The sequence below is a fragment of the Ruegeria sp. BHSC029 genome (assembly GCF_059613085.1).
In genome coordinates this window covers 92,419-115,621 of the sequence record NZ_JBXWRU010000004.1, presented here as the reverse complement: position 1 = coordinate 115,621, position 23,203 = coordinate 92,419, and the positions used below count along the sequence as shown (strand labels likewise).

General features: G+C 61.3%; 23 protein-coding genes. 11 read left to right on the top strand and 12 right to left on the bottom strand.

What is annotated here, in order from left to right; genetic code table 11:
* Positions 1 to 22 precede the first annotated feature (22 nt).
* Positions 23 to 466 carry an NUDIX hydrolase gene (locus AC2FML_RS10625; protein WP_496783073.1) on the top strand — a complete coding sequence of 148 codons (444 nt, stop codon included), beginning with the start codon at positions 23 to 25 and terminating at the stop codon, positions 464 to 466.
* Here the strand turns inward: AC2FML_RS10625 and AC2FML_RS10620 are convergent.
* Entirely contained in the window at positions 463 to 1,728 is a 1,266-nt protein-coding gene (locus tag AC2FML_RS10620) for a PP2C family protein-serine/threonine phosphatase (RefSeq protein ID WP_496783071.1), read from the bottom strand. The two genes, AC2FML_RS10625 and AC2FML_RS10620, sit on opposite strands and share 4 nt — an antisense overlap.
* A 157-nt stretch (positions 1,729 to 1,885) precedes the next feature.
* On the opposite strand from AC2FML_RS10620, the gene AC2FML_RS10615 reads away from it, so the two are divergent.
* Positions 1,886 to 2,212 (top strand): Hpt domain-containing protein, encoded by a 327-nt coding sequence (locus AC2FML_RS10615; protein WP_480729028.1) that lies wholly within the window; start codon positions 1,886 to 1,888, stop codon positions 2,210 to 2,212.
* Positions 2,213 to 2,216: 4 nt separating this feature from the next.
* Here AC2FML_RS10615 and ilvA read toward each other — a convergent pair whose 3' ends face one another.
* Positions 2,217 to 3,443 carry a threonine ammonia-lyase IlvA gene (gene ilvA / locus AC2FML_RS10610; RefSeq protein WP_170340699.1) on the bottom strand — a complete coding sequence of 409 codons (1,227 nt, stop codon included), beginning with the start codon at positions 3,441 to 3,443 and terminating at the stop codon, positions 2,217 to 2,219.
* A gap of 59 nt (positions 3,444 to 3,502) precedes the next feature.
* Positions 3,503 to 4,270 carry a hypothetical protein gene (locus AC2FML_RS10605; protein ID WP_170364369.1) on the bottom strand — a complete coding sequence of 256 codons (768 nt, stop codon included), beginning with the start codon at positions 4,268 to 4,270 and terminating at the stop codon, positions 3,503 to 3,505.
* Positions 4,271 to 4,404: 134 nt separating this feature from the next.
* On the opposite strand from AC2FML_RS10605, the gene AC2FML_RS10600 reads away from it, so the two are divergent.
* The 4 genes from AC2FML_RS10600 (at position 4,405) to msrA (ending at position 7,185) form a co-directional block, all read left to right on the top strand.
* Positions 4,405 to 5,631, top strand: a complete 1,227-nt coding sequence (locus AC2FML_RS10600; protein ID WP_170433562.1) for an argininosuccinate synthase — start codon at positions 4,405 to 4,407, stop codon at positions 5,629 to 5,631.
* Between the two features lie 32 nt (positions 5,632 to 5,663).
* A complete protein-coding gene (locus AC2FML_RS10595) occupies positions 5,664 to 6,062 on the top strand; it encodes a DUF1810 domain-containing protein (protein WP_170361345.1) in 399 nt (132 codons plus the stop codon).
* Positions 6,063 to 6,142: 80 nt separating this feature from the next.
* A complete protein-coding gene (locus tag AC2FML_RS10590) occupies positions 6,143 to 6,424 on the top strand; it encodes an SCP2 sterol-binding domain-containing protein (protein ID WP_170361121.1) in 282 nt (93 codons plus the stop codon).
* Positions 6,425 to 6,519: 95 nt separating this feature from the next.
* Positions 6,520 to 7,185 (top strand): peptide-methionine (S)-S-oxide reductase MsrA, encoded by a 666-nt coding sequence (msrA, locus tag AC2FML_RS10585; protein WP_170370389.1) that lies wholly within the window; start codon positions 6,520 to 6,522, stop codon positions 7,183 to 7,185.
* On the opposite strand, the gene AC2FML_RS10580 is transcribed toward msrA, so the two are convergent.
* Together AC2FML_RS10580 and AC2FML_RS10575 are read right to left on the bottom strand one after the other, a co-directional pair.
* A complete protein-coding gene (locus AC2FML_RS10580; protein ID WP_170438912.1) occupies positions 7,182 to 8,054 on the bottom strand; it encodes a ribokinase in 873 nt (290 codons plus the stop codon). The genes msrA and AC2FML_RS10580 overlap by 4 nt on opposite strands.
* Before the next feature lie 4 nt (positions 8,055 to 8,058).
* Positions 8,059 to 10,314, bottom strand: coding sequence for an NADP-dependent malic enzyme (locus AC2FML_RS10575; protein ID WP_170373150.1), 2,256 nt, complete (start codon positions 10,312 to 10,314; stop codon positions 8,059 to 8,061).
* Between the two features lie 160 nt (positions 10,315 to 10,474).
* On the opposite strand from AC2FML_RS10575, the gene mutS reads away from it, so the two are divergent.
* Positions 10,475 to 13,090, top strand: coding sequence for a DNA mismatch repair protein MutS (gene mutS, locus AC2FML_RS10570; protein WP_496783462.1), 2,616 nt, complete (start codon positions 10,475 to 10,477; stop codon positions 13,088 to 13,090).
* A 35-nt stretch (positions 13,091 to 13,125) separates the two neighbouring features.
* On the opposite strand, the gene AC2FML_RS10565 is transcribed toward mutS, so the two are convergent.
* Entirely contained in the window at positions 13,126 to 13,689 is a 564-nt protein-coding gene (locus AC2FML_RS10565) for a nucleotide exchange factor GrpE (RefSeq protein WP_093963902.1), read from the bottom strand.
* Positions 13,690 to 13,699: 10 nt separating this feature from the next.
* The gene (gene hrcA / locus AC2FML_RS10560) at positions 13,700 to 14,764 is read right to left on the bottom strand and encodes a heat-inducible transcriptional repressor HrcA (RefSeq protein ID WP_170342649.1); all 1,065 of its coding nucleotides are present in this window, start codon (positions 14,762 to 14,764) and stop codon (positions 13,700 to 13,702) included.
* Between the two features lie 113 nt (positions 14,765 to 14,877).
* Between hrcA and rph the strand changes: the two genes are divergently transcribed.
* Genes rph through AC2FML_RS10540 form a run of 4 tightly spaced genes read left to right on the top strand, consistent with a single transcriptional unit; the run spans position 14,878 to position 17,702 of the window.
* The gene (rph, locus tag AC2FML_RS10555) at positions 14,878 to 15,591 is read left to right on the top strand and encodes a ribonuclease PH (protein ID WP_170443854.1); all 714 of its coding nucleotides are present in this window, start codon (positions 14,878 to 14,880) and stop codon (positions 15,589 to 15,591) included.
* The gene (rdgB, locus tag AC2FML_RS10550) at positions 15,588 to 16,202 is read left to right on the top strand and encodes an RdgB/HAM1 family non-canonical purine NTP pyrophosphatase (protein ID WP_496783067.1); all 615 of its coding nucleotides are present in this window, start codon (positions 15,588 to 15,590) and stop codon (positions 16,200 to 16,202) included. Before rph ends, rdgB begins: the two co-directional genes overlap by 4 nt.
* Positions 16,192 to 17,346: a radical SAM family heme chaperone HemW gene (hemW, locus tag AC2FML_RS10545; protein ID WP_496783066.1), complete on the top strand. Its 1,155-nt coding sequence runs from the start codon at positions 16,192 to 16,194 to the stop codon at positions 17,344 to 17,346. Before rdgB ends, hemW begins: the two co-directional genes overlap by 11 nt.
* A gap of 2 nt (positions 17,347 to 17,348) precedes the next feature.
* The gene (locus tag AC2FML_RS10540; RefSeq protein WP_496783064.1) at positions 17,349 to 17,702 is read left to right on the top strand and encodes a YbaN family protein; all 354 of its coding nucleotides are present in this window, start codon (positions 17,349 to 17,351) and stop codon (positions 17,700 to 17,702) included.
* On the opposite strand, the gene AC2FML_RS10535 is transcribed toward AC2FML_RS10540, so the two are convergent.
* Genes AC2FML_RS10535 through mnmE form a run of 5 tightly spaced genes read right to left on the bottom strand, consistent with a single transcriptional unit; the run spans position 17,692 to position 23,192 of the window.
* Complete coding sequence (locus AC2FML_RS10535; RefSeq protein ID WP_496783063.1) at positions 17,692 to 18,588, bottom strand: ParB/RepB/Spo0J family partition protein; 897 nt, start codon at positions 18,586 to 18,588, stop codon at positions 17,692 to 17,694. The two genes, AC2FML_RS10540 and AC2FML_RS10535, sit on opposite strands and share 11 nt — an antisense overlap.
* Positions 18,589 to 18,608: 20 nt before the next feature.
* A complete protein-coding gene (locus AC2FML_RS10530; RefSeq protein WP_315901682.1) occupies positions 18,609 to 19,412 on the bottom strand; it encodes a ParA family protein in 804 nt (267 codons plus the stop codon).
* Positions 19,405 to 20,028 (bottom strand): 16S rRNA (guanine(527)-N(7))-methyltransferase RsmG, encoded by a 624-nt coding sequence (rsmG, locus tag AC2FML_RS10525; protein WP_496783062.1) that lies wholly within the window; start codon positions 20,026 to 20,028, stop codon positions 19,405 to 19,407. Before rsmG ends, AC2FML_RS10530 begins: the two co-directional genes overlap by 8 nt.
* Positions 20,025 to 21,893 carry a tRNA uridine-5-carboxymethylaminomethyl(34) synthesis enzyme MnmG gene (mnmG, locus tag AC2FML_RS10520; protein WP_496783060.1) on the bottom strand — a complete coding sequence of 623 codons (1,869 nt, stop codon included), beginning with the start codon at positions 21,891 to 21,893 and terminating at the stop codon, positions 20,025 to 20,027. The genes rsmG and mnmG overlap by 4 nt, the downstream gene beginning before the upstream one ends.
* Positions 21,894 to 21,905: 12 nt before the next feature.
* Entirely contained in the window at positions 21,906 to 23,192 is a 1,287-nt protein-coding gene (mnmE, locus tag AC2FML_RS10515; RefSeq protein ID WP_496783058.1) for a tRNA uridine-5-carboxymethylaminomethyl(34) synthesis GTPase MnmE, read from the bottom strand.
* Positions 23,193 to 23,203: the final 11 nt, after the last annotated feature.

Genomic DNA, 23,203 nt, shown 5'->3' with positions numbered 1-23,203 from the left:
TCGGGGTTGAAAGGGTCCTTACATGATCAGACGGTTCGGCGAAACCCCGGAACCGGGGCGGAAATACACGCGCCGGGTCGGCGTCTATGCGCTGCTGCCGCGCGGGGCCAGCCTGCTGCTGACCTGCCAGACTGAACCCGGACCCGACTTGCAGCTGCCCGGAGGCGGGATCGACCCGGGCGAGTCGCCAATTGTCGCCCTGCATCGCGAGGTGTTCGAAGAAACCGGTTGGTCGATCGCGGACCCGCGGCGGGTTGGTGCGTTCCGGCGATTCACCTACATGCCCGAATATGATTTGTGGGCCGAGAAGGTCTGTCTGATCTACCGGGCCCGCCCGGTGCAGCGCAAAAGACCACCGACCGAACCCTTTCACGAAGCGGTTTGGATGAACACCGGCGATGCGGTTCACTTGTTGGGCAATGCAGGCGACCGGCACTTCGCGCGGCTGCATCTATCCGGGCTTTAGTTTCCGTTGTACTCGAAAAACACGGCTGAAACGTCATCCTCCATCCCCGTTCCCGGCGGCATGCCCTGAGTCAATCGCCAGAACATGTCGTCCAGAAACTCGGGCCCGCTGTTCGCTCCTAGGCATTCCAGCGCCATCCGTTGCAGCCCATCCTCATCCAGAAGATCACCGTTTTTGACACGGCATTCGGTGAAGCCGTCCGAATACAACAGCAGCTTGTCACCGCGCTGCAGATAGGTTTCGGTCTGCTGGAACGTCACATCGGGCAGCAATCCGATGGGCAGGCCGCCATCCCCAAGGAACTCTGCCCGGCCGGTCCGGCGCAACAGCAGTGGATGGGGGTGCCCAGCCTGAACCATCCTCAGGTGGCCGTTGCGCAGATCCACGATGGCGTAGACCATGGTGAAATATTCCTCGATCCCCGTGTCGGCCATCAGGCGGGCATTCAGGATAGCGGCTACCTGCTCGGGTGGCAGCAAGGCGTAGAACTTGTTGAACCGCTTCTCCATTGCGACGTTCTGATCGAAATGCTGGCTGGTCAGATACCCGCCCAACCGCGCCGTCATCATTGCTGACGTGATACCGTGGCCGGAGACATCGATGCTGTAGAACCCGATCCGGTTCGCGCCCGGCGAAAACATCCCCACCAGGTCACCCCCGATGTGGCCGCAGGGTTTGAGCAGCAGGCTGACCCGGGACCTGCCAAATTCCCGATAGAGTTCCGGCACCAGTGATTCCTGTATCTTGCGCGCCTGGATCAGATCCTTGTCGATGGCGTCATGCGCAAGGCGCAGTTCGGACAATGCGGTTTCGATCAACCGGTTCTTGTCCGAAAGCTCGCGCTGCATATCAAGAATGCGGGCCCCTGCCGAAATGCGGGCCCGCAACTCGTCTGCTTCAAGCGGTTTGATCAGGAAATCATCCGCACCGGCATCCAGACCGCGCGCGACTTCCTGCTTCTCACTTTTTGAGGTCAGAAGGATGAAATAGGTATACTGGTCGTTCTCCAACGCGCGAAACGCGCGGCAGAATTCCAGCCCGCCCATGCCCGGCATCACCCAGTCACTGAGCACCAGATCAGGCGGGGCCTTTTTACAGATCTCGATCGCTTCTTCACCGCTGTCGGCCTCGACAACCGTGAATCCCCATTTCTTCAGCGATGCCACCAGAATACGGCGTTGCAGGCGGCTGTCATCGACCACCAGCACCGTCCGGATGGCTCCAAAATCCAGGTCAGCCTTGGCCTCAATTTGGCTGGACACTCGCACGCGAAACCTCTGCGTATTTTCCAACTGGGGTGGGGCAAAGCTACGGCGCTCGGCTTAACAACCGATGAAAGCTGTTCACCGCAGTGGCTTAACCCGGATTTTACCCCGGACCGGTATTCAGAGACGGTTTCGGTCAAGGTGGAGGACGGTAATGATACACTGGCCAAGGGTGCGCCAGCTGCGTGATGAAGTCGGGTCCGAGGAGTTCGACGAGGTCGTCCGGATTTTTCTGGATGAAGTCGGTGAGGTCATGGGCCGCTTGACGTCGGACACCGACCGATCCGCGCTTGAGCAGAACCTGCATTTCCTCAAGGGCAGTGCATTGAGCCTTGGTTTTGAGAGCCTGTCCAAACTCTGTCAGGATGGCGAACGGCGCGCTGCTGCGGGCCATGGGGCGGAAGTCGATCTGGACGCGGTCATCGCGGCTTTTGACCGCTCGCGCGCGGAATTCATGTCCGGCTTAAAGGACATCCTGTAATCGGTCAGATCACGAACTGCGCCAGCGTCTCGTCCTCGGTGATGTCGGTATAGACGAACCCGGCATCGTCGAGATGCGCAAACAGGCGCAGGAAATTGTCCGGCTTGCTGGTCTCGATCCCGATCAGGACCGAACCGAAATTGCGCGCCGATTTCTTCATGTATTCAAACCGGGCGATGTCATCTTCGGGGCCGAGGATGTTCAGAAATTCCTTCAGCGCTCCGGGCCGCTGCGGCAGGCGCAGGATGAAGTACTTCTTGACGCCCGAGTAGCGCTGCGCGCGCTCTTTGACCTCGGGAAGACGCTCGAAATCGAAATTCCCGCCCGAGGTGACGCAGACGACCGTCTTGCCGCGCACAAAGCTTTGGACGTCGCCCACCGCCTCGATCGCCAGAGCGCCGGCGGGTTCCAGCACGATGCCTTCTACGTTCAGCATCTCGATCATGGTGGTGCAAATGCGGTCCTCGGACAGAACGATCACGTCCGACAGGTGCCGGTCACGCAACAGCTGGAACGGCTTGTCTCCGATCCGGCCCACCGCCGCGCCGTCGACGAAATTGTCCACCTTGTCCAGCGCCACCGGATGGCCCGCCGCCAGCGCCGCGCGCAGACAGGCCCCGCCCGCGGGCTCGACGAACAGGCAATGGGTGCGGTCGCCGAACCATGTCGCCACACCCGAGGACATGCCGCCACCACCCACCGGCAGCACCACGTGATCGGGAAGGCGGCCCAGCTGTTCCTCGATTTCGACGGCCAATGAGGCCTGCCCCTCGATCACGTCGTCATCGTCGAAGGGCGACAGGAAATACCCGCCCTGCTGCGCGCACCAGTCCTGAGCCGCGGCAAGCGTGTGGTCGAAATAGTCGCCAGTCAGGTGGATCTCGACGTTGTCGCCACCAAAGATTCGGGTCTTCTGGATCTTCTGCTGAGGTGTCGTCACCGGCATGAAGATCACGCCTTTGACCCCCATGTGCTTGCACATAAAGGCCACGCCCTGCGCGTGGTTGCCAGCGCTGGCGCAGACGAACAGGTCCTGTCCCTGCTGCTTGCGCATGGCGTTGAACGCACCGCGGATCTTGTAGGACCGCACCGGGCTGAGGTCTTCGCGTTTCAGCCAGATGTCGGCATCGTATTTCTCGGACAGATGGGCATTGCGCTGCAACGGCGTTGCAGGAAACACGGTGCGCATCGCCTGTTCGGCGGCGCGGGCGCGGGTCATGAAATCACTCATGCCGCATTCCCTGCCCCATCAGGCCGACAAGGGCAAGGAATACATCGGTGTACGGGTGATCAGCCCAGTTCGCGCTTTTCGATGAACACGCCGTACATCGTGGTCAGGATGCTGACGTTGATCATCGGCAGGATCAGAATCCCGAAAAACAGGGCGATCAACACACCCAGTACCGGAATGATCGACAAAACTCCGATCGCCAGCTGAACCAGAAACTGAAACAGGAACGAGACCACGATAAGAACGACGATTGTACCTCCGGTACCCAGAGTGTTGTTCCAAGCCTCGGCCAACGTGATCGGCTGGCCGATTGCCGCAGCCGGCAGGATGATGGACAGCCGATAGAAGCAAATAGCCAGGAAAACCAGGTAGCCGATGGTCAGGATGATCGAAACGGCGATCAGTCCTTCGCCCAGCATGCCTGTCAGGATCCCCATCGGCAGGAATGCAATTGCCATCAGGATCCCGAGCATCAGTCCGCGTCCGAAATAGGCCAGAATGCGATCGAACCGAAAGGTAGGCAGCACGCCGGAAGGATACTCTTCCAGAAGAATGTATCTGTGCCAAGCCACCGCGATCCAGCCCATGATGAGGACCATCACGACGAATAGGAGAAACGCGAACAGAACAATGGCCCCCGGGTTCACCCCCGGCGGTAGCCCGTTCGGATTGTCATCGAATGCCTCGAGTGGAATTCCGGACACCATGAACAGGCCGATGATCGCAACCGTTCCAATTACGGCCGGACCGATAACGATTTGCGCTACCTGCTTGAGATTGCCAAAAACCATCCGAAGCGAGTGGGCAAAAATATTCCATCCGAGCATTCCGAAATTTCCTTGATCAATCCATGGTTGATACCGTTTGACTGCAATTCCGCCGCCCGGTCAATCCACAGCTTCTTGCCCCCACGTCGAAAACCCGCTAGGGGCCAATCGTCTTACGCATAAGGGGAAGTCAGATGTCCGCGCCCAAGAAAGTTGTTCTGGCCTATTCCGGTGGCCTTGATACCTCGATCATCCTGAAATGGCTGCAGACCGAGTATGGCTGCGAGGTGGTGACCTTCACCGCTGATCTGGGTCAGGGCGAAGAGCTTGAGCCCGCCCGACAGAAGGCCGAGCTGCTGGGGATCAAGCCCGAGAACATCTATATCGAGGACATCCGCGAAGAGTTCGTCCGCGATTTCGTCTTCCCCATGTTCCGCGCCAATGCGCAGTACGAAGGGCTGTACCTGCTGGGCACCTCGATCGCGCGGCCGCTGATCTCGAAGCGCCTGATCGAGATCGCCAAGGAAACCGGCGCTGACGCGGTGGCGCATGGCGCCACCGGCAAAGGCAATGACCAGGTGCGGTTCGAACTGGCGGCCTATGCGTTGAACCCCGACATCAAGGTGATCGCGCCCTGGCGCGAGTGGGACCTGAGCAGCCGCACCAAGCTGCTGGAATTTGCCGAGGCGCACCAGATCCCGATCGCCAAAGACAAGCGGGGCGAGGCACCCTTCTCGGTGGATGCGAACCTCCTGCATACCTCGTCCGAGGGCAAGGTTCTGGAAGACCCCGCTGTACAGGCGCCCGACTATGTCTATCAGCGTACCGTCCACCCCGAGGACGCCCCGAACGAGCCTGAATATATCGAGATCGGCTTTGAAAAAGGCGACCCGGTCAGCATCAATGGCGAGGCGATGAGTCCCGCCACCCTGCTGACCAAGCTGAACGAATACGGCGGCAAGCACGGCATCGGTCGTCTGGATCTGGTCGAAGGCCGGTTCGTGGGCATGAAATCGCGCGGCATCTACGAAACACCGGGCGGCACCATCCTGCTGGAGGCGCATCGCGGCATCGAATCCATCACCATGGACCGCGGCGCGATGCACCTGAAGGACCAGCTGATGCCGCAATATGCCGAGCTGATCTACAACGGCTTCTGGTACAGCCCCGAGCGCGAGATGCTTCAGGCCGCCATCGACAAGAGCCAGGAACATGTCACCGGCACCGTCCGCGTGAAGCTGTACAAGGGTCTGGCCTCGACGGTCGGCCGCTGGTCGGATCATTCGCTGTATTCCGAGGCGCATGTGACTTTTGAGGAAGACGCCGGCGCCTATGACCAGAAAGACGCTGCGGGCTTCATCCAGTTGAACGCGCTGCGGCTCAAGCTGCTGGCGGCGCGCGACAAGCGGTTGTCCAAGTGACCGAGGATGACGGCCTGGACGACGAACTGGAAATGTTCATCGAAGCGCAGGACACGGTCTGGTCCGATGTCCTGCGCGAACTGGAACGGGGACAGAAGACCAGCCATTGGATGTGGTTCGTCTTTCCGCAACTGGCCGAGCTGGGCCAATCACACATGGCGCAGCTCTACGGGATCGAGGATCTGGACGAGGCTGCGGCCTATCTGGCCCACCCCGAATTGCGCCGCCGCCTGACCGAGGTGGCCCGGCTGCTGCTGACCCACGCAGGCAAGGACCCGGCCGAGATTCTGGGCAAGGTCGATGCCAAGAAGCTGCGGTCGTCCATGACCCTGTTCGCCGCCGTGCCCGATGCTCCGCCCGAATTCCAGGCGGTTCTGGGTGCGTTCTACGACGGTCAGCCGTGCCCGCGCACGCAGCAGGCCCTGGGCTGAGCGGTTTCCCGTAAGGTCACGCTTGCCCCGGCCCCTGCCCTCTGTCACCCCAAACGCAAGTGCGAAAAAGGGAGGCAGGGATGCTGCAGGAGATCACCGAAGGACTCCAGAAGGGGCTGGCCGACAAACGCTTTGAAGGCTCGTTGAAATTCGATTGCGGCGCCGATGGCGTGATCGTGCTGGCCGACAACACGGCCACAACCCAGGACCGCGAAACCGATTGCACCATCCGCATCTCGCGCGAAAACCTGGGCAAACTGCTGACCGGCAAGCTGAACCCGATGACCGGGGTGATGATGGGCAAGCTCAAGATCTCGGGCGACATGGGCGTCGCGATGAAGCTGGGGCAGTTGCTGGGCTAGGCGATAAACTCGTCTCACCACCGCGTGACAAACGGTTTCAGCCGATTGCCAGCCGCCCCGTTGCGCGGCAGCCTGAGGCGGAAAGGAGATCCGCCATGACCCGTTGCCTCGACCAGATCAAGCTGACCCTTCTGTTTGCGCTGATTGCGCTGGCGCTGATCCTGCGCGCTCAGCCTTCCCCGGCGGCCGGAACCGAGACGCTGACCGTGGCGGGCGGCTGTTTCTGGTGCGTCGAGGCCGATTTCGAATCCGTGCCCGGCGTGATCGAGGCGGTTTCGGGTTACACCGGCGGCACGACTCCGAACCCCACCTACAGCCAGGTCACGAGCGGCGGCACCGGCCATTACGAGGCGGTGCAGATCACCTTCGATCCGGCCCGCGTTTCCCGTGAAACCCTGCTGAACCTGTTTTTCCGCTCGGTCGATCCCACCGATGCCGGTGGACAGTTCTGTGACCGGGGCGACAGCTATCGCACCGCGATTTTCGTCTCTGACACAGGCGAAAAAGCTTTGGCCGAACGCAGCAAGGCCGAAGCACAGCGTGCGCTGGGTCAGGCCATCGTGACTCCGGTCCTGTCGCTTGGGGCGTTCTATCCGGCCGAGGCCTATCATCAGGATTACTACAAGGGCAAAAAGCTGGTGTTCACCCGGTTCGGGCCGAAACGCCAGCTGAATGCCTACAAGGCCTATCGCAAGGCCTGCGGCCGCGATGCACGGGTCCGGCAATTGTGGGGCAACGCCGCGCCGTTTGCCGGATCTTAATCCAGCGCGGCCTCGCGCACCTCTTTCAGATCGGGAATGACGTCCGCCGTACCAGGCCGCATCACCATCAGGGCAGCGGCCCGGTTGGCTTGGGTGATGGCCTGCGCCATCGGCATCCCCCGGTCCATTCCCGCCAGAACATATCCGGTAAAGGTGTCCCCGGCCCCGGTCGTGTCCACGGCCTTGACCTTGTGGGCGGGAAACTCTGCCGCCGCCTGCCCGCGTTGATGATAGCGGGCGCCTTTTGACCCCAGCGTGACGATCACATGCTCGACCGGCAGATCGGCCGGAGCCATCCCTGTGGCCTGTTGCAGCTGGGCGGCCTCGACCTCGTTCAGGATCAGGAAATCCAGATAGGGCAGCACCGCCTGCACCGCCGTTGCGCTGAAGGGGGCTGCGGCATAGCACACCGTCAGACCCCGCTCGCGGCCCAGCTTCGCGGCCTCGACCTGTGCGGTGGTCTCGTTCTGGAACACCAGAAGACCGCCCGTGTCAGAGTCTGCCAGCGCGGCGGAAACCTGACCGGCTCCGATCGCATGGTTGGCGCCGGGGTACAGGATGATCAGGTTTTCGCCCTGCGCATCCACGGCGATGATCGCATGGCCCGTGGGCTGATCGACCTGCGCGATGTGCCGCGTGTCGACCCCGTATTCGGTCAACCGGTCGCGCGCCCACAGCCCGTCGGCCCCCACGGCGCCGATGTGGCGCACATGCGCCCCGGCCCTTGCCGCCGCAACCGACATGTTCGCGCCCTTGCCGCCCAGAAACCGCTGCAAACCGCTGGCCGCAAGGGTTTCACCCGGCGCCGGCAGGTGCGGCAGCGCATAGACCATGTCGGCATTGATCGAGCCCAGGTTCCAGATTGCCATCGGATCACGCCATGTCGCACGAGGCCAGGATGGCCATGTTCAGGATGTCATTCGCGGTCGAGCCGGTCGAACAGATCTGGATCGGCTTGTCGATGCCGGTCAGGATCGGGCCGATCACCGTGGCTCCGGCCATCTCCTGCATCAGCTTGGTGGAAATCGAGGCCGAGTGCCGCGCAGGCACGATCAAGATGTTGGCCGGCCCGGTCAGGCGGCAGAAGGGATAGGCCTCTTGCTGGTGGGCGTTCAGCGCCACGTCGACGGTCATTTCGCCTTCGTATTCGAAATCGACGCCGCGCGCCTCCAGCACTTGCGGGGCTTTGTACAGCTTTTCGGTCCGCTCGGAGACCGGATAGCCGAAGGTCGAGAAGCTGACGAAGGCCACCCGAGGCTCCAGCCCCATGTGGCGGGCAACCGTGGCGGCGCGTTCGGCAATCGTCGCCAGATCGTTCTCGTCGGGCCATTCATGCACCAGCGTGTCGCCGATCAGCACGATCCGGCCCTTGTGCAGCAGCGCGGTGATCCCGGCGGCGCCATGGGCGGCGTCGGCGTCGAACACATGGCTGATGCGGTCCAGCACATGCGCCGATTTGCGGGTGGCCCCGGTCACCAGACCGTCGCCGTGCCCATGCGCCAGCATCAGGGCCGAGAACACATGCCGGTCGCGCGCGGCCAGGCGGTGGATGTCCTTGCGATCAAAGCCTTTGCGTTGCAGTCGCTGATACAGAAAGTCCTTGTAGGCATCGAGATGCGTGGTGTTGGCGGCGTTGACCACTTCCAATTCGCGCACCGCGTCGCCCAGACCGGCGGCTTCCAGCTTGGTCTTCACGTCGTCGGGCCGGCCCACGACCAGCGCCTTGCCGAAGCCCGACCGCTGATACATCACCGCCGCGCGCAGAACCCGCGGATCGTCGCCCTCGGCAAAGATCATCCGGCTTTGCGCCGCGCGGGCCCGGGCGTTCAGGCCACGCAGAATGCTGGCGGTCGGGTCCATGCGCGACTTGAGGCTCAACTCATAGGCCTCCATGTCGATGATCGGCCGCCGGGCCGCGCCGGTGTCCATCCCCGCCTTCGCGACGGCCGGCGGAATGCGATAGATCAGGCGCGGATCAAACGGCGTGGGAATGATGTAGTCGCGCCCGAAGGTCAGCGATTTGCCATAAGCCAGCGCCACCTCGTCGGGCACATCCTCGCGCGCCAGACGGGCCAGCGCGTGGGCGCAGGCGATCTTCATCTCGTCATTGATGGCGCGGGCGTGAATGTCCAGCGCCCCGCGGAACAGGTAGGGAAAGCCCAGAACGTTGTTGACCTGGTTGGGGTAGTCGCTGCGCCCGGTGGCCACGATCGCGTCAACGCGCACCTCGTGCGCCTCTTCCGGGGTGATTTCCGGATCGGGGTTGGCCATGGCGAAGATCACCGGATTGTCGGCCATGCTGGCGACCATCTCCTGCGTGACCGCGCCTTTGACGGATACGCCCAGAAACACGTCTGCGCCCTTCATGGCCTCTTCCAGCGTGCGCAGCTCGGTCGAAATCGCATGCGCCGATTTCCACTGGTTCATCCCCTCGGTCCGGCCCTGGTAGATCACGCCCTTGGTGTCGCAGACGATGCAGTTTTCATGCCGGGCGCCCATCGACTTGAGCAGTTCGATACAGGCGATCCCCGCCGCCCCGGCCCCGTTGAGGACGATCTTCACATCCTCGATCTTCTTGCCCGAGATGTGCAGCGCGTTGATCAGCCCCGCCGCACAGATCACCGCCGTGCCGTGCTGGTCGTCGTGAAAGACGGGGATGTCCATCTCTTCCTTCAGGCGCTGTTCGATGATGAAGCACTCGGGCGCCTTGATGTCTTCCAGGTTGATGCCGCCGAAGGTCGGCCCCATCAGCTTGACCGCGCGACAGAATTCGTCGGGGTCCTCGGTGTCCAGTTCGATATCGATCGAGTTCACGTCGGCGAAGCGCTTGAACAGGACCGATTTGCCCTCCATCACCGGCTTGGACCCCAGAGCGCCCAGGTTGCCCAGCCCCAGAACCGCCGTCCCGTTCGAGATCACGGCCACAAGGTTGCCCTTGTTGGTATAGTCATAGGCGGTCTCGGGGTTTTCGGCGATGGCTTCACACGGAACCGCCACGCCGGGGCTGTAGGCCAGCGACAGATCGCGCTGCGTGGTCATGGGAACGGTGGCCTGCACCTCCCACTTTCCGGGGGTGGGTTCCAGGTGAAAGGCCAGCGCCTCTTCTTTGGTGATCTTCGCTTTGGGCATTTTGACGGTCGGTTCCATGACTTCGGGGCTTTTCGCCTCATACCGCAGGCGCGGGCGCGCCTCAACGACTATGCGATTTCACCTTTCGTCGCGGTTGGGGGATTTGTAAGGTCGCGCCGGAATACGCCAGAGGGGAGCAGCCTTGTCCAACGTCACGCCGATGATGGCGCAATACCTGGAAATCAAAGAGGCCCACAAAGACGCCCTGCTGTTCTACCGCATGGGCGATTTCTACGAGATGTTCTTTGAAGACGCCGTGAACGCCGCCGAGGCGCTGGACATCGCCCTGACCAAGCGCGGCAAGCACAATGGCGACGACATCCCCATGTGCGGCGTGCCGGTGAATTCGGCCGAGGGCTATCTGCTGACGCTGATCCGCAAGGGCTTTCGCGTCGCGGTCTGCGAACAGATGGAAAGCCCGGCCGAGGCCAAAAAAAGAGGCTCTAAATCGGTGGTAAAGCGCGATGTCGTGCGCCTTGTCACCCCCGGCACCCTGACCGAAGACGCCCTGCTGGAGGCGCGCCGCCACAATTTTCTGGCCGCCTATGCCGAGGTGCGCGACGAGGCCGCGCTGGCCTGGGCCGACATCTCGACCGGGGCGTTTCACGTGATGCCGCTGACCTCGGTCCGCCTCAGCCCCGAGCTGGCCCGGCTGGCCCCGTCCGAGCTGATCGTGGCCGACGGCACTGAGGCCGGTCTGCGCGACAAGGTCCAGGACCTGGGCATCGCGCTCACCCCCATCGGGCGGGCCAGTTTTGACAGCACTGCGGCAGAAAAACGCATCTGCGGGTTGTTTCACGTGGGCACGCTGGACGCGTTCGGCAGCTTTGGCCGGGCCGAGATCTCGGCCATGGGCGCGCTGATCGACTATCTGGAGATCACGCAAAAGGGCAAACTGCCGCTGCTGCAGACGCCGATGAAAGAATCCGAGGATCGCGTCGTGCAGATCGACGCGGCCACCCGCCGCAACCTTGAACTTACGCGATCTTTGTCGGGCGGACGGGCCGGATCGCTGCTGTCGGTGGTGGATCGGACCGTGACCCCGGGCGGCGCGCGCCTGTTGGAACAACGGCTGTCCAGCCCCTCGCGCAACCTGGATGTGATCCATGCGCGGCTGGACGCGGTCGATTTTGCCGCGCAGGACAGCCTGATCGCCGCCGATCTGCGCGAAGCCTTGCGCAAGACGCCCGATCTGGACCGCGCCCTGTCGCGCCTGTCGCTGGAGCGCGGCGGCCCGCGCGATCTGGCCGCCATCCGCAACGGGCTGGCGCAGGCGCAGGCGATTGCCGAGATCTGCGCCGGTCAGGACCTGCCCGTCTTGCTGGCGACCGCGGTGCAGAACCTTGTGGGCTTCGACGACCTGCTCGACCTGCTGGATCAGGCGCTGGTCGCCGACCCGCCGCTGCTGGCGCGGGATGGTGGCTTCATCGCCCCCGGTTTCGACGCAGAACTGGACGAGGCCCGCACCCTGCGCGACGAAGGCCGCTCGGTCATTGCCGGGTTTCAGCAGAAATACGCGGAACATACCGGCATCGCCTCGCTGAAGATCAAGCACAACAACGTGCTGGGCTATTTCATCGAAACCACGGCCACCCATGCCGAAAAGATGCTGAACCCGCCGTTCAGCGAGACCTATATCCATCGCCAAACCACCGCCAACCAGGTGCGGTTCACCACGGTTGAGCTCAGCGAGATCGAAACCCGCATCCTGAACGCCGGCAATTTGGCATTAGAGATCGAAAAGCGGCTCTATCAAAGGCTTTCTGACGAGATTCTGGCCCATGCCGCCCGCATCAATCAGGCCGCGCGCGGGCTGGCCGAGCTGGACCTGACCATCGCGCTGGCCGATCTGGCGCGGGGCGAGAACTGGTGCCGCCCGCAGGTGGACGGCTCGCGCTCCTTCGATGTCGTCGCAGGCCGCCACCCGGTGGTCGAGCACGCGCTGCGTCAGCAATCGGGTGATGCCTTCATCGCCAATGACTGCGACCTCAGCGCCGAGGACGGTGCGGCCATCTGGCTGCTGACCGGCCCCAACATGGCGGGTAAATCGACCTTCCTGCGCCAGAACGCGCTGATCGCGCTGCTGGCGCAGATGGGCAGCTTCGTTCCGGCCGAACACGCCCATATCGGGTTGGTCAGCCAGTTGTTCAGCCGCGTGGGCGCCTCGGACGATCTGGCGCGGGGCCGGTCGACCTTCATGGTCGAGATGGTCGAAACCGCGGCGATCCTCAACCAGGCCGATGACCGGGCGCTGGTGATCCTCGATGAGATCGGGCGCGGCACCGCCACCTATGACGGCCTGTCCATCGCCTGGGCCACGCTGGAACATCTGCACGCCGCCAACCGCTGCCGGGCGTTGTTCGCCACGCATTACCACGAACTGACCGCGCTGGCCGGCAAGCTGGAGGGCGTCGAAAACGCCACCGTCGCGGTCAAGGAGTGGGAGGGCGAGGTGATATTCCTGCACGAGGTCCACAAGGGCGCCGCCGACCGCTCTTACGGCGTGCAGGTCGCACAATTGGCCGGCCTGCCGGCTTCGGTCGTCGAGCGCGCACGGGTGGTTCTGGACCAGTTGGAGAAGACCGAGCGCGAGGGCGGCAAGCAAAAAGCGCTGATCGATGATCTGCCGCTGTTTTCCGCAGCACCGCCCCCGCCGCCACCGGTTGCGAAGGCCTCGCCAATCACCGACATGCTGGACCAGATCCTGCCGGACGAGTTGACCCCGCGCGAAGCGCTGGACCTGATCTACAAACTGAAAGAGGCGGCCAAATCCTGACCGCCCCATTCAATTGTCAGTGAAGCTCTGGCCCGTCAGCTGGCCGGGGTCGAGCTGACCCCCACCTGCGCCGGACGCAGCAGGCGGTCATGCAGCATGAACCCTTCGGCCGAGACCTGGATGATCTCGCCCGCTTTGGTGCCCGGCACAGGGGCTTCGAACATGGCTTCGTGCAGATTCGGGTCGAACTTGTCGCCAACCTCGGGTGTGATCACCTCGATCCCGTGTTTCTGGAATACGTCCTTTAACACGCGCATGGTCAGCTCGACACCTTCGATCAGGCCGGCTGCGACCTCTTTCTGCTCGTCCGTAGCCGCCTCGAGCGCTCGTTTCATGTTGTCGTAGACCGGCAGCATGTCGCGCGCCAATTTGGACCCACCATACTGTTCGGCCTCACGGCGGGCCCTGTCGCCACGCTTGCGTGCGTTTTCCGCATCCGCCAGGGCGCGCATGAACTTGTCGCGCAACTCGTCGCGCTCGGCCTTCAGGGCATCCAGTTCCAGCGCTTCTTCGCTGATCTCGGCCATCTCCTCGGCCAGTTCTTCCGCCTCGGCAGTTGCAATGTCGTCCAGAAAGTCTTCGTTCTTCGGCTCTGCCATCTTTTACCCTCTAGCTCCGATCGGAAATCAGTTTCCCAACCAGTTGCGCCGTATAGTCCACGATCGGCACGATCCGCCCATAGTTCAAACGGGTCGGCCCGATCACGCCAACGGCGCCGATTATCTTTCGATCAGCGTTCATATAAGGAGACACCACCAAAGAGGAACCCGAAAGTGAGAAAAGTTTGTTCTCCGAGCCGATAAAAATGCGCACGCCTTCGCCTTCCTCGGTCAATTCGAGGAATTCGGCTATGTCACGCTTGCGTTCCAGATCGTCAAACAGGACCCGGATTCGCTCCAGCTCCTCTTCCTGACCGGTGTCGCCCAGCAGATTCGCCCGACCACGCACGATCAGACGCGCCGAGTCCGACGCCTCGCCCTCCCAGGCCGCAAGGCCGCTTTCCACAAGCTCGCGGGCCAGCACGTCGATCTCTTGCCTGCGCGCCGCAATCTCGGTCTGGATCATCCGGCGCACATCGGACAGTTTCCGGCCCTCGATCAGGGCGTTCAGGAAATTGGCCGCCTCACGCATCGAACTGGGCGTCTGACCCGGTGGTGGCGTGAACAGCCGGTTCTCCACATGGCCATCTGCGAAAACCAATACCACCAGGGCCCGGTCATGGCCCAGGGAAACGAACTCGATATGCTTGATTTCGGATTCGTGCTTGGGTGTCAGCACCAGCGACGCGCCATGCGTGACGTTCGACAAGGCGGCCCCGACGCGATCCAGCATACCGCTGACATCACCGGAATTGCTGCCCAGCGTCTCATCCAGCTTCTTGCGGTCGTCCTCGCCCAGGTCGCCAACTTCCAGCAGGCCGTCGACGAACATGCGCAGCCCAACCTGTGTGGGCACCCGGCCGGCGCTGACATGCGGACTGCCCAAAAGGCCCAGAAACTCGAGATCCTGCATGACATTGCGAACCGTTGCCGCGCTGACTTTTTCACTGAGCGACCGGCTGAGGGTGCGGCTGCCGACAGGCTCGCCGCTTTCCAGATAGCTTTCGACGATCAGGCGAAACACTTCCCGCGACCGGTCGTTCAACTCGTCCAGAATTTTGCTCGCTTCACTCATCGGTGGTTCCCTTGCTGGGTGGTCATTAAATAGCTGCCAACAGAAAGGTCAATCGGGGTTGCATCGCTGCCATGCCGGACGTTATCCCCAAGCCAGCAGACAAAGGATATCTCATGCGACCCTCTGGACGAGATTTAAGCGAAATGCGCACGGTTTCAATCGAGACCGGGTTTACCAAACATGCCGAAGGTTCCTGCCTGATCAAGATCGGCGACACCCATGTTCTGTGTACCGCCACGATCGAGGATCGCGTGCCGCCTTTTATCAAGGGGTCGGGCCTGGGCTGGGTCACCGCCGAATACGGCATGCTGCCCCGCGCGACAAACACCCGGATGCGGCGTGAGGCCGCCAGTGGCAAACAGGGTGGCCGGACCGTCGAGATCCAGCGCCTGATCGGCCGCGCCCTGCGCGCCGGGGTCGACCGCGTCGCCTTGGGCGAACGCCAGATCACCGTGGATTGTGACGTGCTGCAGGCCGATGGCGGCACCCGCTGCGCCTCGATCACCGGCGGCTGGGTCGCGCTGCGGCTGGCGGTGAACAAGCTGATGAAGGCCGGTGACGTGATCTCGGACCCGCTGGTCGATCCGGTCGCCGCCGTATCCTGCGGCATCTATGCCGGCCAGCCCGTTCTGGACCTGGACTATCCCGAAGACAGCGAGGCCGGCGTTGACGGCAACTTCATCATGACCGGTTCGGGCAAACTGATCGAGGTGCAGATGAGCGCCGAAGGTTCCGTCTTCAGCCGCGCGCAGATGGATCAGCTGATGGAACTGGCCGAAAAAGGCGTGTCCGAGCTGGTGGCCGCGCAAAAGGCCGCCACCGCATGACCCGCCGGTTCGAAGGTGATCGGCTGTTGGTGGCCTCGCACAACAAAGGCAAGCTCGAGGAGATGGCCCATCTGCTCGAGCCCTTTGGCGTGACCGTCGTGGGCGCGGCCGAGATGAACCTGCCCGAACCCGAAGAGACCGAGGACACGTTCGTCGGCAACGCGCGCATCAAGGCCCACGCCGCCGCACAGGCCACCGGCCTGCCCGCCCTGTCCGACGATTCCGGCATCACCATCGATGCGCTGGACGGCGCGCCGGGCGTGTACACCGCCGACTGGGCCGAAACCGCTAATGGCCGCGATTTCCTGATGGCCATGACCCGCGCCCACACCGAGCTTGAGGCGCGCAACGCCCCGCATCCTCGCACTGCCCAGTTCCGCTGCACGCTGGTACTGGCTTGGCCCGACGGCCATGACGAGGTGTTTGAGGGCGTCGCACCCGGTCATCTGGTCTGGCCGATCAGCGGCAAGGACGGGTTCGGCTATGATCCGATGTTCGTCCCTGAAGGATTCGACATTACCTTTGCCGAGATGGATCGCTGGGAAAAGAACAAGATCAGCCATCGTGGTCGCGCGGTCGAGCTGTTCGTGAAAGGCTGCTTTGGCGGATGATTGGCGCAACGGGGGCTTTGGCCTGTACGTGCATTGGCCCTTTTGCGAGGCCAAGTGCCCCTATTGCGATTTCAACAGCCATGTTTCCAGAAATATTAATCAAAAACAATGGCTTGACGCCTATCTGTCCGAACTGAAGCGCTCGGCCGCCGAAACCCCCGACCGGGTTCTGAACACGATCTTCTTTGGCGGCGGCACCCCGTCGCTTATGGCGCCCGAAACCGTTGCCGCCGTGATCGACACCGCCCGCAGCCTTTGGCGGCCCGCCAATGACATGGAAATCACGCTCGAGGCCAATCCCGGCTCGGTCGACGCCGGACGGTTCGCCGCCTATCGCGATGCGGGCGTGAACCGGATCTCGATGGGCATTCAGGCGATGAATGACGAAGATCTGCGGCGGCTGGGCCGCATCCACAGCGTGGCCGAGGCACGCGCGGCCTTCGACATCGCCCGCACCTGTTTCGACCGGGTCAGCTTTGACCTGATCTATGCCCGCCAGTACCAGACGCTTGAAGCCTGGCGCGCCGAGCTGACCGAGGCGCTGTCGATGACGATCGACCATCTGTCGCTGTACCAGCTGACCATCGAGGCCGGCACCGCATTCGGCGACCGCTACTCTGTCGGCAAGCTGCGTGGCCTGCCCGAGGACGACAACGCAGCCGATATGTATCTGGCCACGCAAGAGATCTGCGAAGCCCACGGCATGCCCGCCTACGAGGTGTCGAACCACGCTGTTCCCGGGGCCGAGTCTCGGCACAACCTGATCTATTGGCGCTATGGCGATTATGTCGGCATCGGACCGGGCGCCCATGGGCGGATCACGGTGAATGGCCAACGGATCGCAACCGAAACCCATCTGGCACCGACCGCATGGCTGAATGCCGCCACGCAAGGAAATGGCGAAAAGCTGCGGACCCCGCTGACCGCCGAAGAACAAGCGAATGAATACCTCATGATGTGTCTTCGCTTGACTGAGGGTCTAGATATGGACCGCTTCAATCGCCTGTCCGGGCACCCTTTGCCTCAACCCAAACTGGACTACCTGCATGACATCGGAATGATCACCCAAGACGGCCCCCGCGTTTCCGCCACTGCTGGCGGCCGCGCGGTTCTCAATGCGGTGATCCGTGAGTTGCTGGATTAGTCATGCACTATTTGTGGGCCACATTTGGATTGCTCTGCGTGGCCTTGGCCATGATCGGCGTTGCCCTGCCCCTGCTTCCTACCGTTCCGTTCCTACTGTTGGCCGCCTTCTGTTTCGCGCGCTCTTCGTCACGGCTGCATAACTGGCTGATGTCTCACCGAACCTTCGGTCCGTTGATCCTTGATTGGCAAACCTCGGGCGCGATCCGGCCAGCCGCAAAAAAGGCGGCGACCCTGTCGGTTGCCGCCGTCTTTGGTTTGTCGGTTCTGGTTTCTGCGCCCAGCCATGTCCTGATTATTCAGGCCGTGACCTTGGGCGCGGTGATGATCTTTATCTGGTCACGCCCTAACGGCTGAGCTTGGCACAGAGATCATCCAGCTGATCCAGGTTTTCATAGGTCAGAATGACCTGCCCCGTCTCGGTTCCCGGCTTGTGGTTAATGACTACTTTCATCGCCAGGATCGCGGACAGGTCCTTTTCAAGCGCCCGCGTGTCGGCATCCTTACCCGCATTCAGGTTGCGCGAGCGCGGCACGGGCTTGTCCGTATCGCTCTGCTGCTGTTTCTTGACCAGAGCCTCGGTCGCCCGAACCGACAACCCATCCTTGACGACGATTTTGGCCAATTCCGACGGGTTTTCGGCCGTGATCAGTGCGCGAGCATGTCCTGCCGACAATTTTCCTTCAACAACAAGGGTTTGTACGTCACTTGGCAGCGACAGCAACCGAAGAAGGTTGGCGATGTGGCTGCGGCTTTTGCCCAAGGCCTCGGCCAGTTTTTCTTGCGTATGACCGAACCGATCCATCAACTGCTTGTACCCAGCGGCCTCCTCCACGGCGTTCAGATCAGCGCGCTGGATATTCTCGATGATGGCGACTTCAAGTACTTCGGTGTCGTCAAATTCGCGCACGACGACCGGAATGTCGTGCAACTGCGCCATCTGCGCGGCCCGCCAGCGGCGCTCACCCGCGACGATTTCATATTCGCCGCCGCCGACCGAGCGAACGATCAGGGGCTGGATGATCCCTTTCTCTTTGACCGAGGCAGCAAGCTCGTCCAGTTGATCCTGCGAGAATGTGCGGCGTGGCTGATTCGGGTTAGCCCGCAGCTTCTCGATCGGTACCTTCATGTCCGGCCGACGTGGTTCAGCCGTAACCCGGCCCTCAGGATCCTGTGATACATCCGCCATCAAGGCGGACAAGCCGCGCCCCAATCCGCGAGGTTTTCCTTTTCTGGCGCTCACTTCGCCCTCCTGACAGCCGCTCAGGCAGCCACTTTCTTGTTCTTTTGCATGATTTCGCGTGCCAGATGCCGGTACGCCATCGCCCCCAGAGACCCCGAGTCATATTGAAGGACCGGAAGTGCAAATGACGGCGCTTCGCTGACCCGGACATTTCTGGGTATCTTGGTTTTAAATACCATCTCTCCCAGATTGTCACGCGCATCCTTTTCGACCTGCCGGGACAAGTTGTTGCGGTTGTCATACATAGTCAACACAATACCTTCGATTCTGAGGTCTGGATTCGCGGACTGGCGAACCTCTCGGATCGTCAGCATCAGTTGCGAAAGGCCTTCCAGCGCAAAGAACTCGCTTTGCAACGGAACCAACACCGAATGCGCCGCCACCATTGCGTTGACTGTCAGCAGATTGAGGGACGGCGGGCAGTCGATCAGAACGAAGTCAAAACCGAATTTGTCGATCGCCGGTTGCCTGAGCGCGTCGTGCAGCAAGTAGCTGCGTTTTTCATTCGAGATCAGCTCAATATCTGCCGAGCTGAGGTCAACCGTGGCCGGAACGATACTGAGGTTTTCGATTTCGGTTTCCTGCACGACGGCCTCCAAGGGCGCCTCGTCCAGGATCAAATCATACGTGGTCCAATCACGATCCTCGACCCCAAGCCCGGTGGACGCATTTCCCTGCGGGTCCAGATCCACGACCAGAACCTTGCATCCTGCCTCGGCCAAACCCGCCGCCAGATTGATCGCTGTCGTGGTCTTGCCAACCCCACCCTTCTGATTGGCAACCGCCATGATACGAGGTCCTGCAGGGCGCGACAGATCAACCACGTGAGACTCCTTTGATCTTCAGGATGACAGCCTGGGGGTCAGTTAAACTATTAGCTGTCTCCGTGGTAAAATTCCATTCCCGTTGGGCCGCGTCGATTTCTTTTTTCCAGGTGGCGCCTTTGGGAAACACGGCCACTCCATCTTCCTTTAAATGCCTGTCACAAAATGACAATAAAGTCGTCAGGTCCGCGAGCGCCCTTGCGGACAGGACGTCAGCGCCCAAGGGATCAACTGCCTCGATCCGCTTTGAAATCACCGAGCAATTGGCCTGGGTTTCACGGATGACGGTCCGCAAAAACGCCGATTTTCTTTGATCGCTCTCAACCAGGGAAAATTCCGTCTCGGGCGATGCTTCAGCGGCCAGTATCGCGCAGACCAGCCCTGGAAATCCCCCACCGCTTCCTAGGTCGACCCAGTGGTTTTTTGGCTCAACCAAATGAAAGACCTGGATCGAGTCCTTTACGTGCCGCGACCAGACTTCAGGCAGAGTGCTGCGCGAAACCAAGTTAATCTTTGGATTCCACTTCCGCAGAAGATCGACAAAGATTGACAGCTTTTCGAATGTTTCACGTGAAACATTCAAGCCATCGGGCGAAGCGCAGGAGTCTCCGTTCATGCCTTTTTTGCTCTCTGACTGCTTCTGAGTTTTGCCAGCACCAAGGTCAAAGCAGCAGGCGTAACACCCTCCACGCGGCTCGCCTGGGCAATGTTTGCCGGCCGCGCGGCTGACAGCTTCTGCTTCAACTCATTCGAAAGGCCTGTGAGCGACGAATAGTCAAAATCCGCGGGTATGGCATAGGTTTCGTCGCGCTTCATGGCTTCAACATCTCGTTGTTGCCGAGCTATATAGTTAGCGTAGAGCGCGTCCCTTTCGATCTGCCGACGGGTGTCTTGGTCGACATCCTCCAACTGCTGGATCAGCGGCACAAGGTCCTCGAAGCACACGTTCGGAAACGCCAAGACTGCCATTCCGTCCCTGCGGTTACCATCCTGATTTACTTCGATGCCAGCTGCGCGGATTTCCTTGGGTGTATAGGTCCGTTCGGTCAGTACTGACTTCACAGCATCCAGCTTTTCCATTTTTGTTTCAAAAGCCAGGCGACGATGATCCGATATACACCCAATTTCCAGGCCTTGCGGCGTAAGGCGTTGATCCGCATTGTCCGCGCGCAAGGACAGACGGAATTCGGCGCGCGAGGTGAACATCCGATACGGTTCCGCTACACCCCGTGTGGTCAGATCGTCAATCATCACACCAATATAGCTATTGGCTCGGGTAAAATGAATTGCATCTCGCCCCTGAACTTCCAGCGCGGCATTCAGGCCTGCGACTAAGCCCTGAGCGGCCGCCTCCTCATATCCTGTGGTTCCATTGATCTGCCCCGCAAGATATAGTCCTGGGATATCCGGCAAGGCCAAGGACGCGTTCAACACACGCGGGTCCACATAGTCGTATTCAATGGCGTAGCCCGGCTGTAAGATTTCTGCAGACTCAAGGCCTTTGATGGATCGGACATACTCGACTTGGACATCCTGCGGCAGCGAAGTCGAAATCCCGTTTGGATACACAGTGTGGTCATTGACCCCCTCAGGCTCTAGGAAAATCTGATGAGAGTCCTTGTCCGCAAACCGAACGATCTTGTCTTCGATCGAAGGGCAATATCGCGGCCCTACTCCCTCGATATGCCCCCCATACATCGCAGAGCGACTCAGGTTCTTCTCGATGATTTCATGGGTTCGGGCGTTCGTGTGAGTGATGCCGCAAGATATCTGCGGCGCCACCGGTGTTTTGGACAAGAATGAGAACATGGCCGGGTCATCATCACCGTCCTGCCGTTCCAATCCGTCCCAGTCGATCGTGCGCCCATCTAGGCGCGGAGGCGTTCCTGTTTTCAGCCGCGCCATCGGCAGGTCATAGCTATCCAACCGCTCAGCCAGTCGTACAGACGGCCTGTCGCCCATACGGCCTCCGGGCCTCTGAACATCGCCGATATGAATCACGCCCCGCAGAAACGTTCCCGAGGTCAGAATCACCGATTTCGCAGTGATTTCAGATCCGTCGGACAGAACCACCCCGGCAACGCGATGACCGTCCATTCGGAAATCTATGACTTCTCCTGTAATGACTTCGAGGTTCTTGCGCGCCTTTGTTTCCTGTTGCATTGCAGCCCGGTACAGCGCACGGTCGGCCTGCGCACGAGGCCCTTGAACGGCGGGCCCTTTACGGCGATTCAGAAGGCGGAACTGGATTCCCGCCCGGTCTGCAACCCGCCCCATAACGCCGTCCAGCGCGTCGATCTCTCGAACCAGGTGGCCTTTTCCAAGTCCACCGATCGCTGGATTGCACGACATGACACCGATGTCGGTTTCCGAAAGTGTTACCAAAGCTGTCTGAGCACCCATCCGGGCCGCGGCATGGGCCGCCTCGGCCCCCGCATGCCCCGCTCCGATAACGACAACGTCAAACTCCGAATGTTTCACGTGAAACACTCCTCATTTACCCAAACAAAAGCTGGCGAAAATTTCGTCCAGCAGATTTTCCACATCTACTCGACCGACCAAAGACTCCAACGCGCGGATGGCGGTTCGCAGCTCTTCTGCTGCAATATCGTACAGGTCCGGGCCGGAATCCAGAACCCTGAGTGCTTCGGACAGAGCGGCCGAGGATTTCAGCATTGCAACACGATGGCGTTCCCGGGTGGCAATACCAGAAATTGCGGTTCTCTCTCTCAAGACTACCGATATGTTGTGGATCAGGCGGTCGATTCCCTGACCTGTCTTCCCCGACACACCCTCGGTCCCATCTGAACGAAGGTCGGACTTCGGCAGAACCTGGATGTCGCCGGATTGCATACCGATTCCCAACGCTTCCGGGTCCTCGGTCAGAAAAACGCGAAGGTCGGCATTTTCCGCCCGCTTTCTGGCCAGAGCGATCCCAAGGCCCTCTACGTGGTCCTCGGTTTCACGCAACCCGGCCGTATCCAGCAATGTGACCGGCAGACCTGCCAGGTCCATCCGCACCTCGATAATATCGCGGGTGGTGCCGGCATATTCCGAAGTAATTGCCGCCTCCCGGCCCGCAAGCGCATTCAGCAAGGTCGACTTGCCCGCGTTCGGTGGGCCGACGATAGCCACTTCAAAGCCGGAGCGAATCCGCTCGGCAATCCTCACGCCCTTCGCTTCCCGCTCCAGATCCGCCATGACAGCGGTCACAAGCGATCGGACTTCGGGTGACACATCCGTTGGCACGTCTTCATCGGCAAAATCGATGACGGCTTCCAGCAACGAGGCCGCCCGGATCAAATCCCGCCGCCACTGTTCCGCCAGGTCGCCCAATTCACCGGCCAGTATGGTCTGAGCCTGCTTGCGCTGGGCCTCGGTCTCTGCGTCGATCAGATCAGCTAAGCCTTCGACCTGGGCAAGGTCCATCTTCCCGTTTTCAAGAGCACGCCGGGTGAACTCGCCCGGCTCAGCCAGTCGCAGATCCGGCATTTCGGACAAGACGCGCAGAACCGCGTTGACCGAAGCCGTGCTGCCATGGATCTGCAACTCGGCCACATCTTCGCCGGTAAAGCTGGACGGACCGTGGAAGGTCAGGACCAGCCCGTCATCCAGACGCGACCCGTCAGGTGCCCGCAACTCACGCAGGCACATGCCACGCAACGGCAAATCTCCACCCGACAGAACCTTGGCCGCGTGGTGCGACTGCGGTCCTGACAGGCGGATAACAGCAACCCCTGCCTTGCCTTGCGCGCTGGCCAAGGCGAATATCGTATCCATTCGAAGGCCTC

Coding starts and splice junctions, on each gene's coding strand:
- AC2FML_RS10590 (WP_170361121.1), top strand. CDS start 6,143: ATGCTGCAGGAGATCACCGAAGGACTCCAGAAGGGGCTGGCCGACAAA.
- AC2FML_RS10615 (WP_480729028.1), top strand. CDS start 1,886: ATGATACACTGGCCAAGGGTGCGCCAGCTGCGTGATGAAGTCGGGTCC.
- rph (WP_170443854.1), top strand. CDS start 14,878: ATGCGACCCTCTGGACGAGATTTAAGCGAAATGCGCACGGTTTCAATC.
- msrA (WP_170370389.1), top strand. CDS start 6,520: ATGACCCGTTGCCTCGACCAGATCAAGCTGACCCTTCTGTTTGCGCTG.
- AC2FML_RS10580 (WP_170438912.1), bottom strand. CDS start 8,054: ATGGCAATCTGGAACCTGGGCTCGATCAATGCCGACATGGTCTATGCG.
- hrcA (WP_170342649.1), bottom strand. CDS start 14,764: ATGAGTGAAGCGAGCAAAATTCTGGACGAGTTGAACGACCGGTCGCGG.
- AC2FML_RS10565 (WP_093963902.1), bottom strand. CDS start 13,689: ATGGCAGAGCCGAAGAACGAAGACTTTCTGGACGACATTGCAACTGCC.
- rsmG (WP_496783062.1), bottom strand. CDS start 20,028: ATGAACGGAGACTCCTGCGCTTCGCCCGATGGCTTGAATGTTTCACGT.
- mnmE (WP_496783058.1), bottom strand. CDS start 23,192: ATGGATACGATATTCGCCTTGGCCAGCGCGCAAGGCAAGGCAGGGGTT.
- AC2FML_RS10625 (WP_496783073.1), top strand. CDS start 23: ATGATCAGACGGTTCGGCGAAACCCCGGAACCGGGGCGGAAATACACG.
- AC2FML_RS10600 (WP_170433562.1), top strand. CDS start 4,405: ATGTCCGCGCCCAAGAAAGTTGTTCTGGCCTATTCCGGTGGCCTTGAT.
- AC2FML_RS10595 (WP_170361345.1), top strand. CDS start 5,664: ATGTTCATCGAAGCGCAGGACACGGTCTGGTCCGATGTCCTGCGCGAA.
- AC2FML_RS10605 (WP_170364369.1), bottom strand. CDS start 4,270: ATGCTCGGATGGAATATTTTTGCCCACTCGCTTCGGATGGTTTTTGGC.
- AC2FML_RS10540 (WP_496783064.1), top strand. CDS start 17,349: ATGCACTATTTGTGGGCCACATTTGGATTGCTCTGCGTGGCCTTGGCC.
- ilvA (WP_170340699.1), bottom strand. CDS start 3,443: ATGAGTGATTTCATGACCCGCGCCCGCGCCGCCGAACAGGCGATGCGC.
- mutS (WP_496783462.1), top strand. CDS start 10,475: ATGATGGCGCAATACCTGGAAATCAAAGAGGCCCACAAAGACGCCCTG.
- rdgB (WP_496783067.1), top strand. CDS start 15,588: ATGACCCGCCGGTTCGAAGGTGATCGGCTGTTGGTGGCCTCGCACAAC.
- AC2FML_RS10575 (WP_170373150.1), bottom strand. CDS start 10,314: ATGCCCAAAGCGAAGATCACCAAAGAAGAGGCGCTGGCCTTTCACCTG.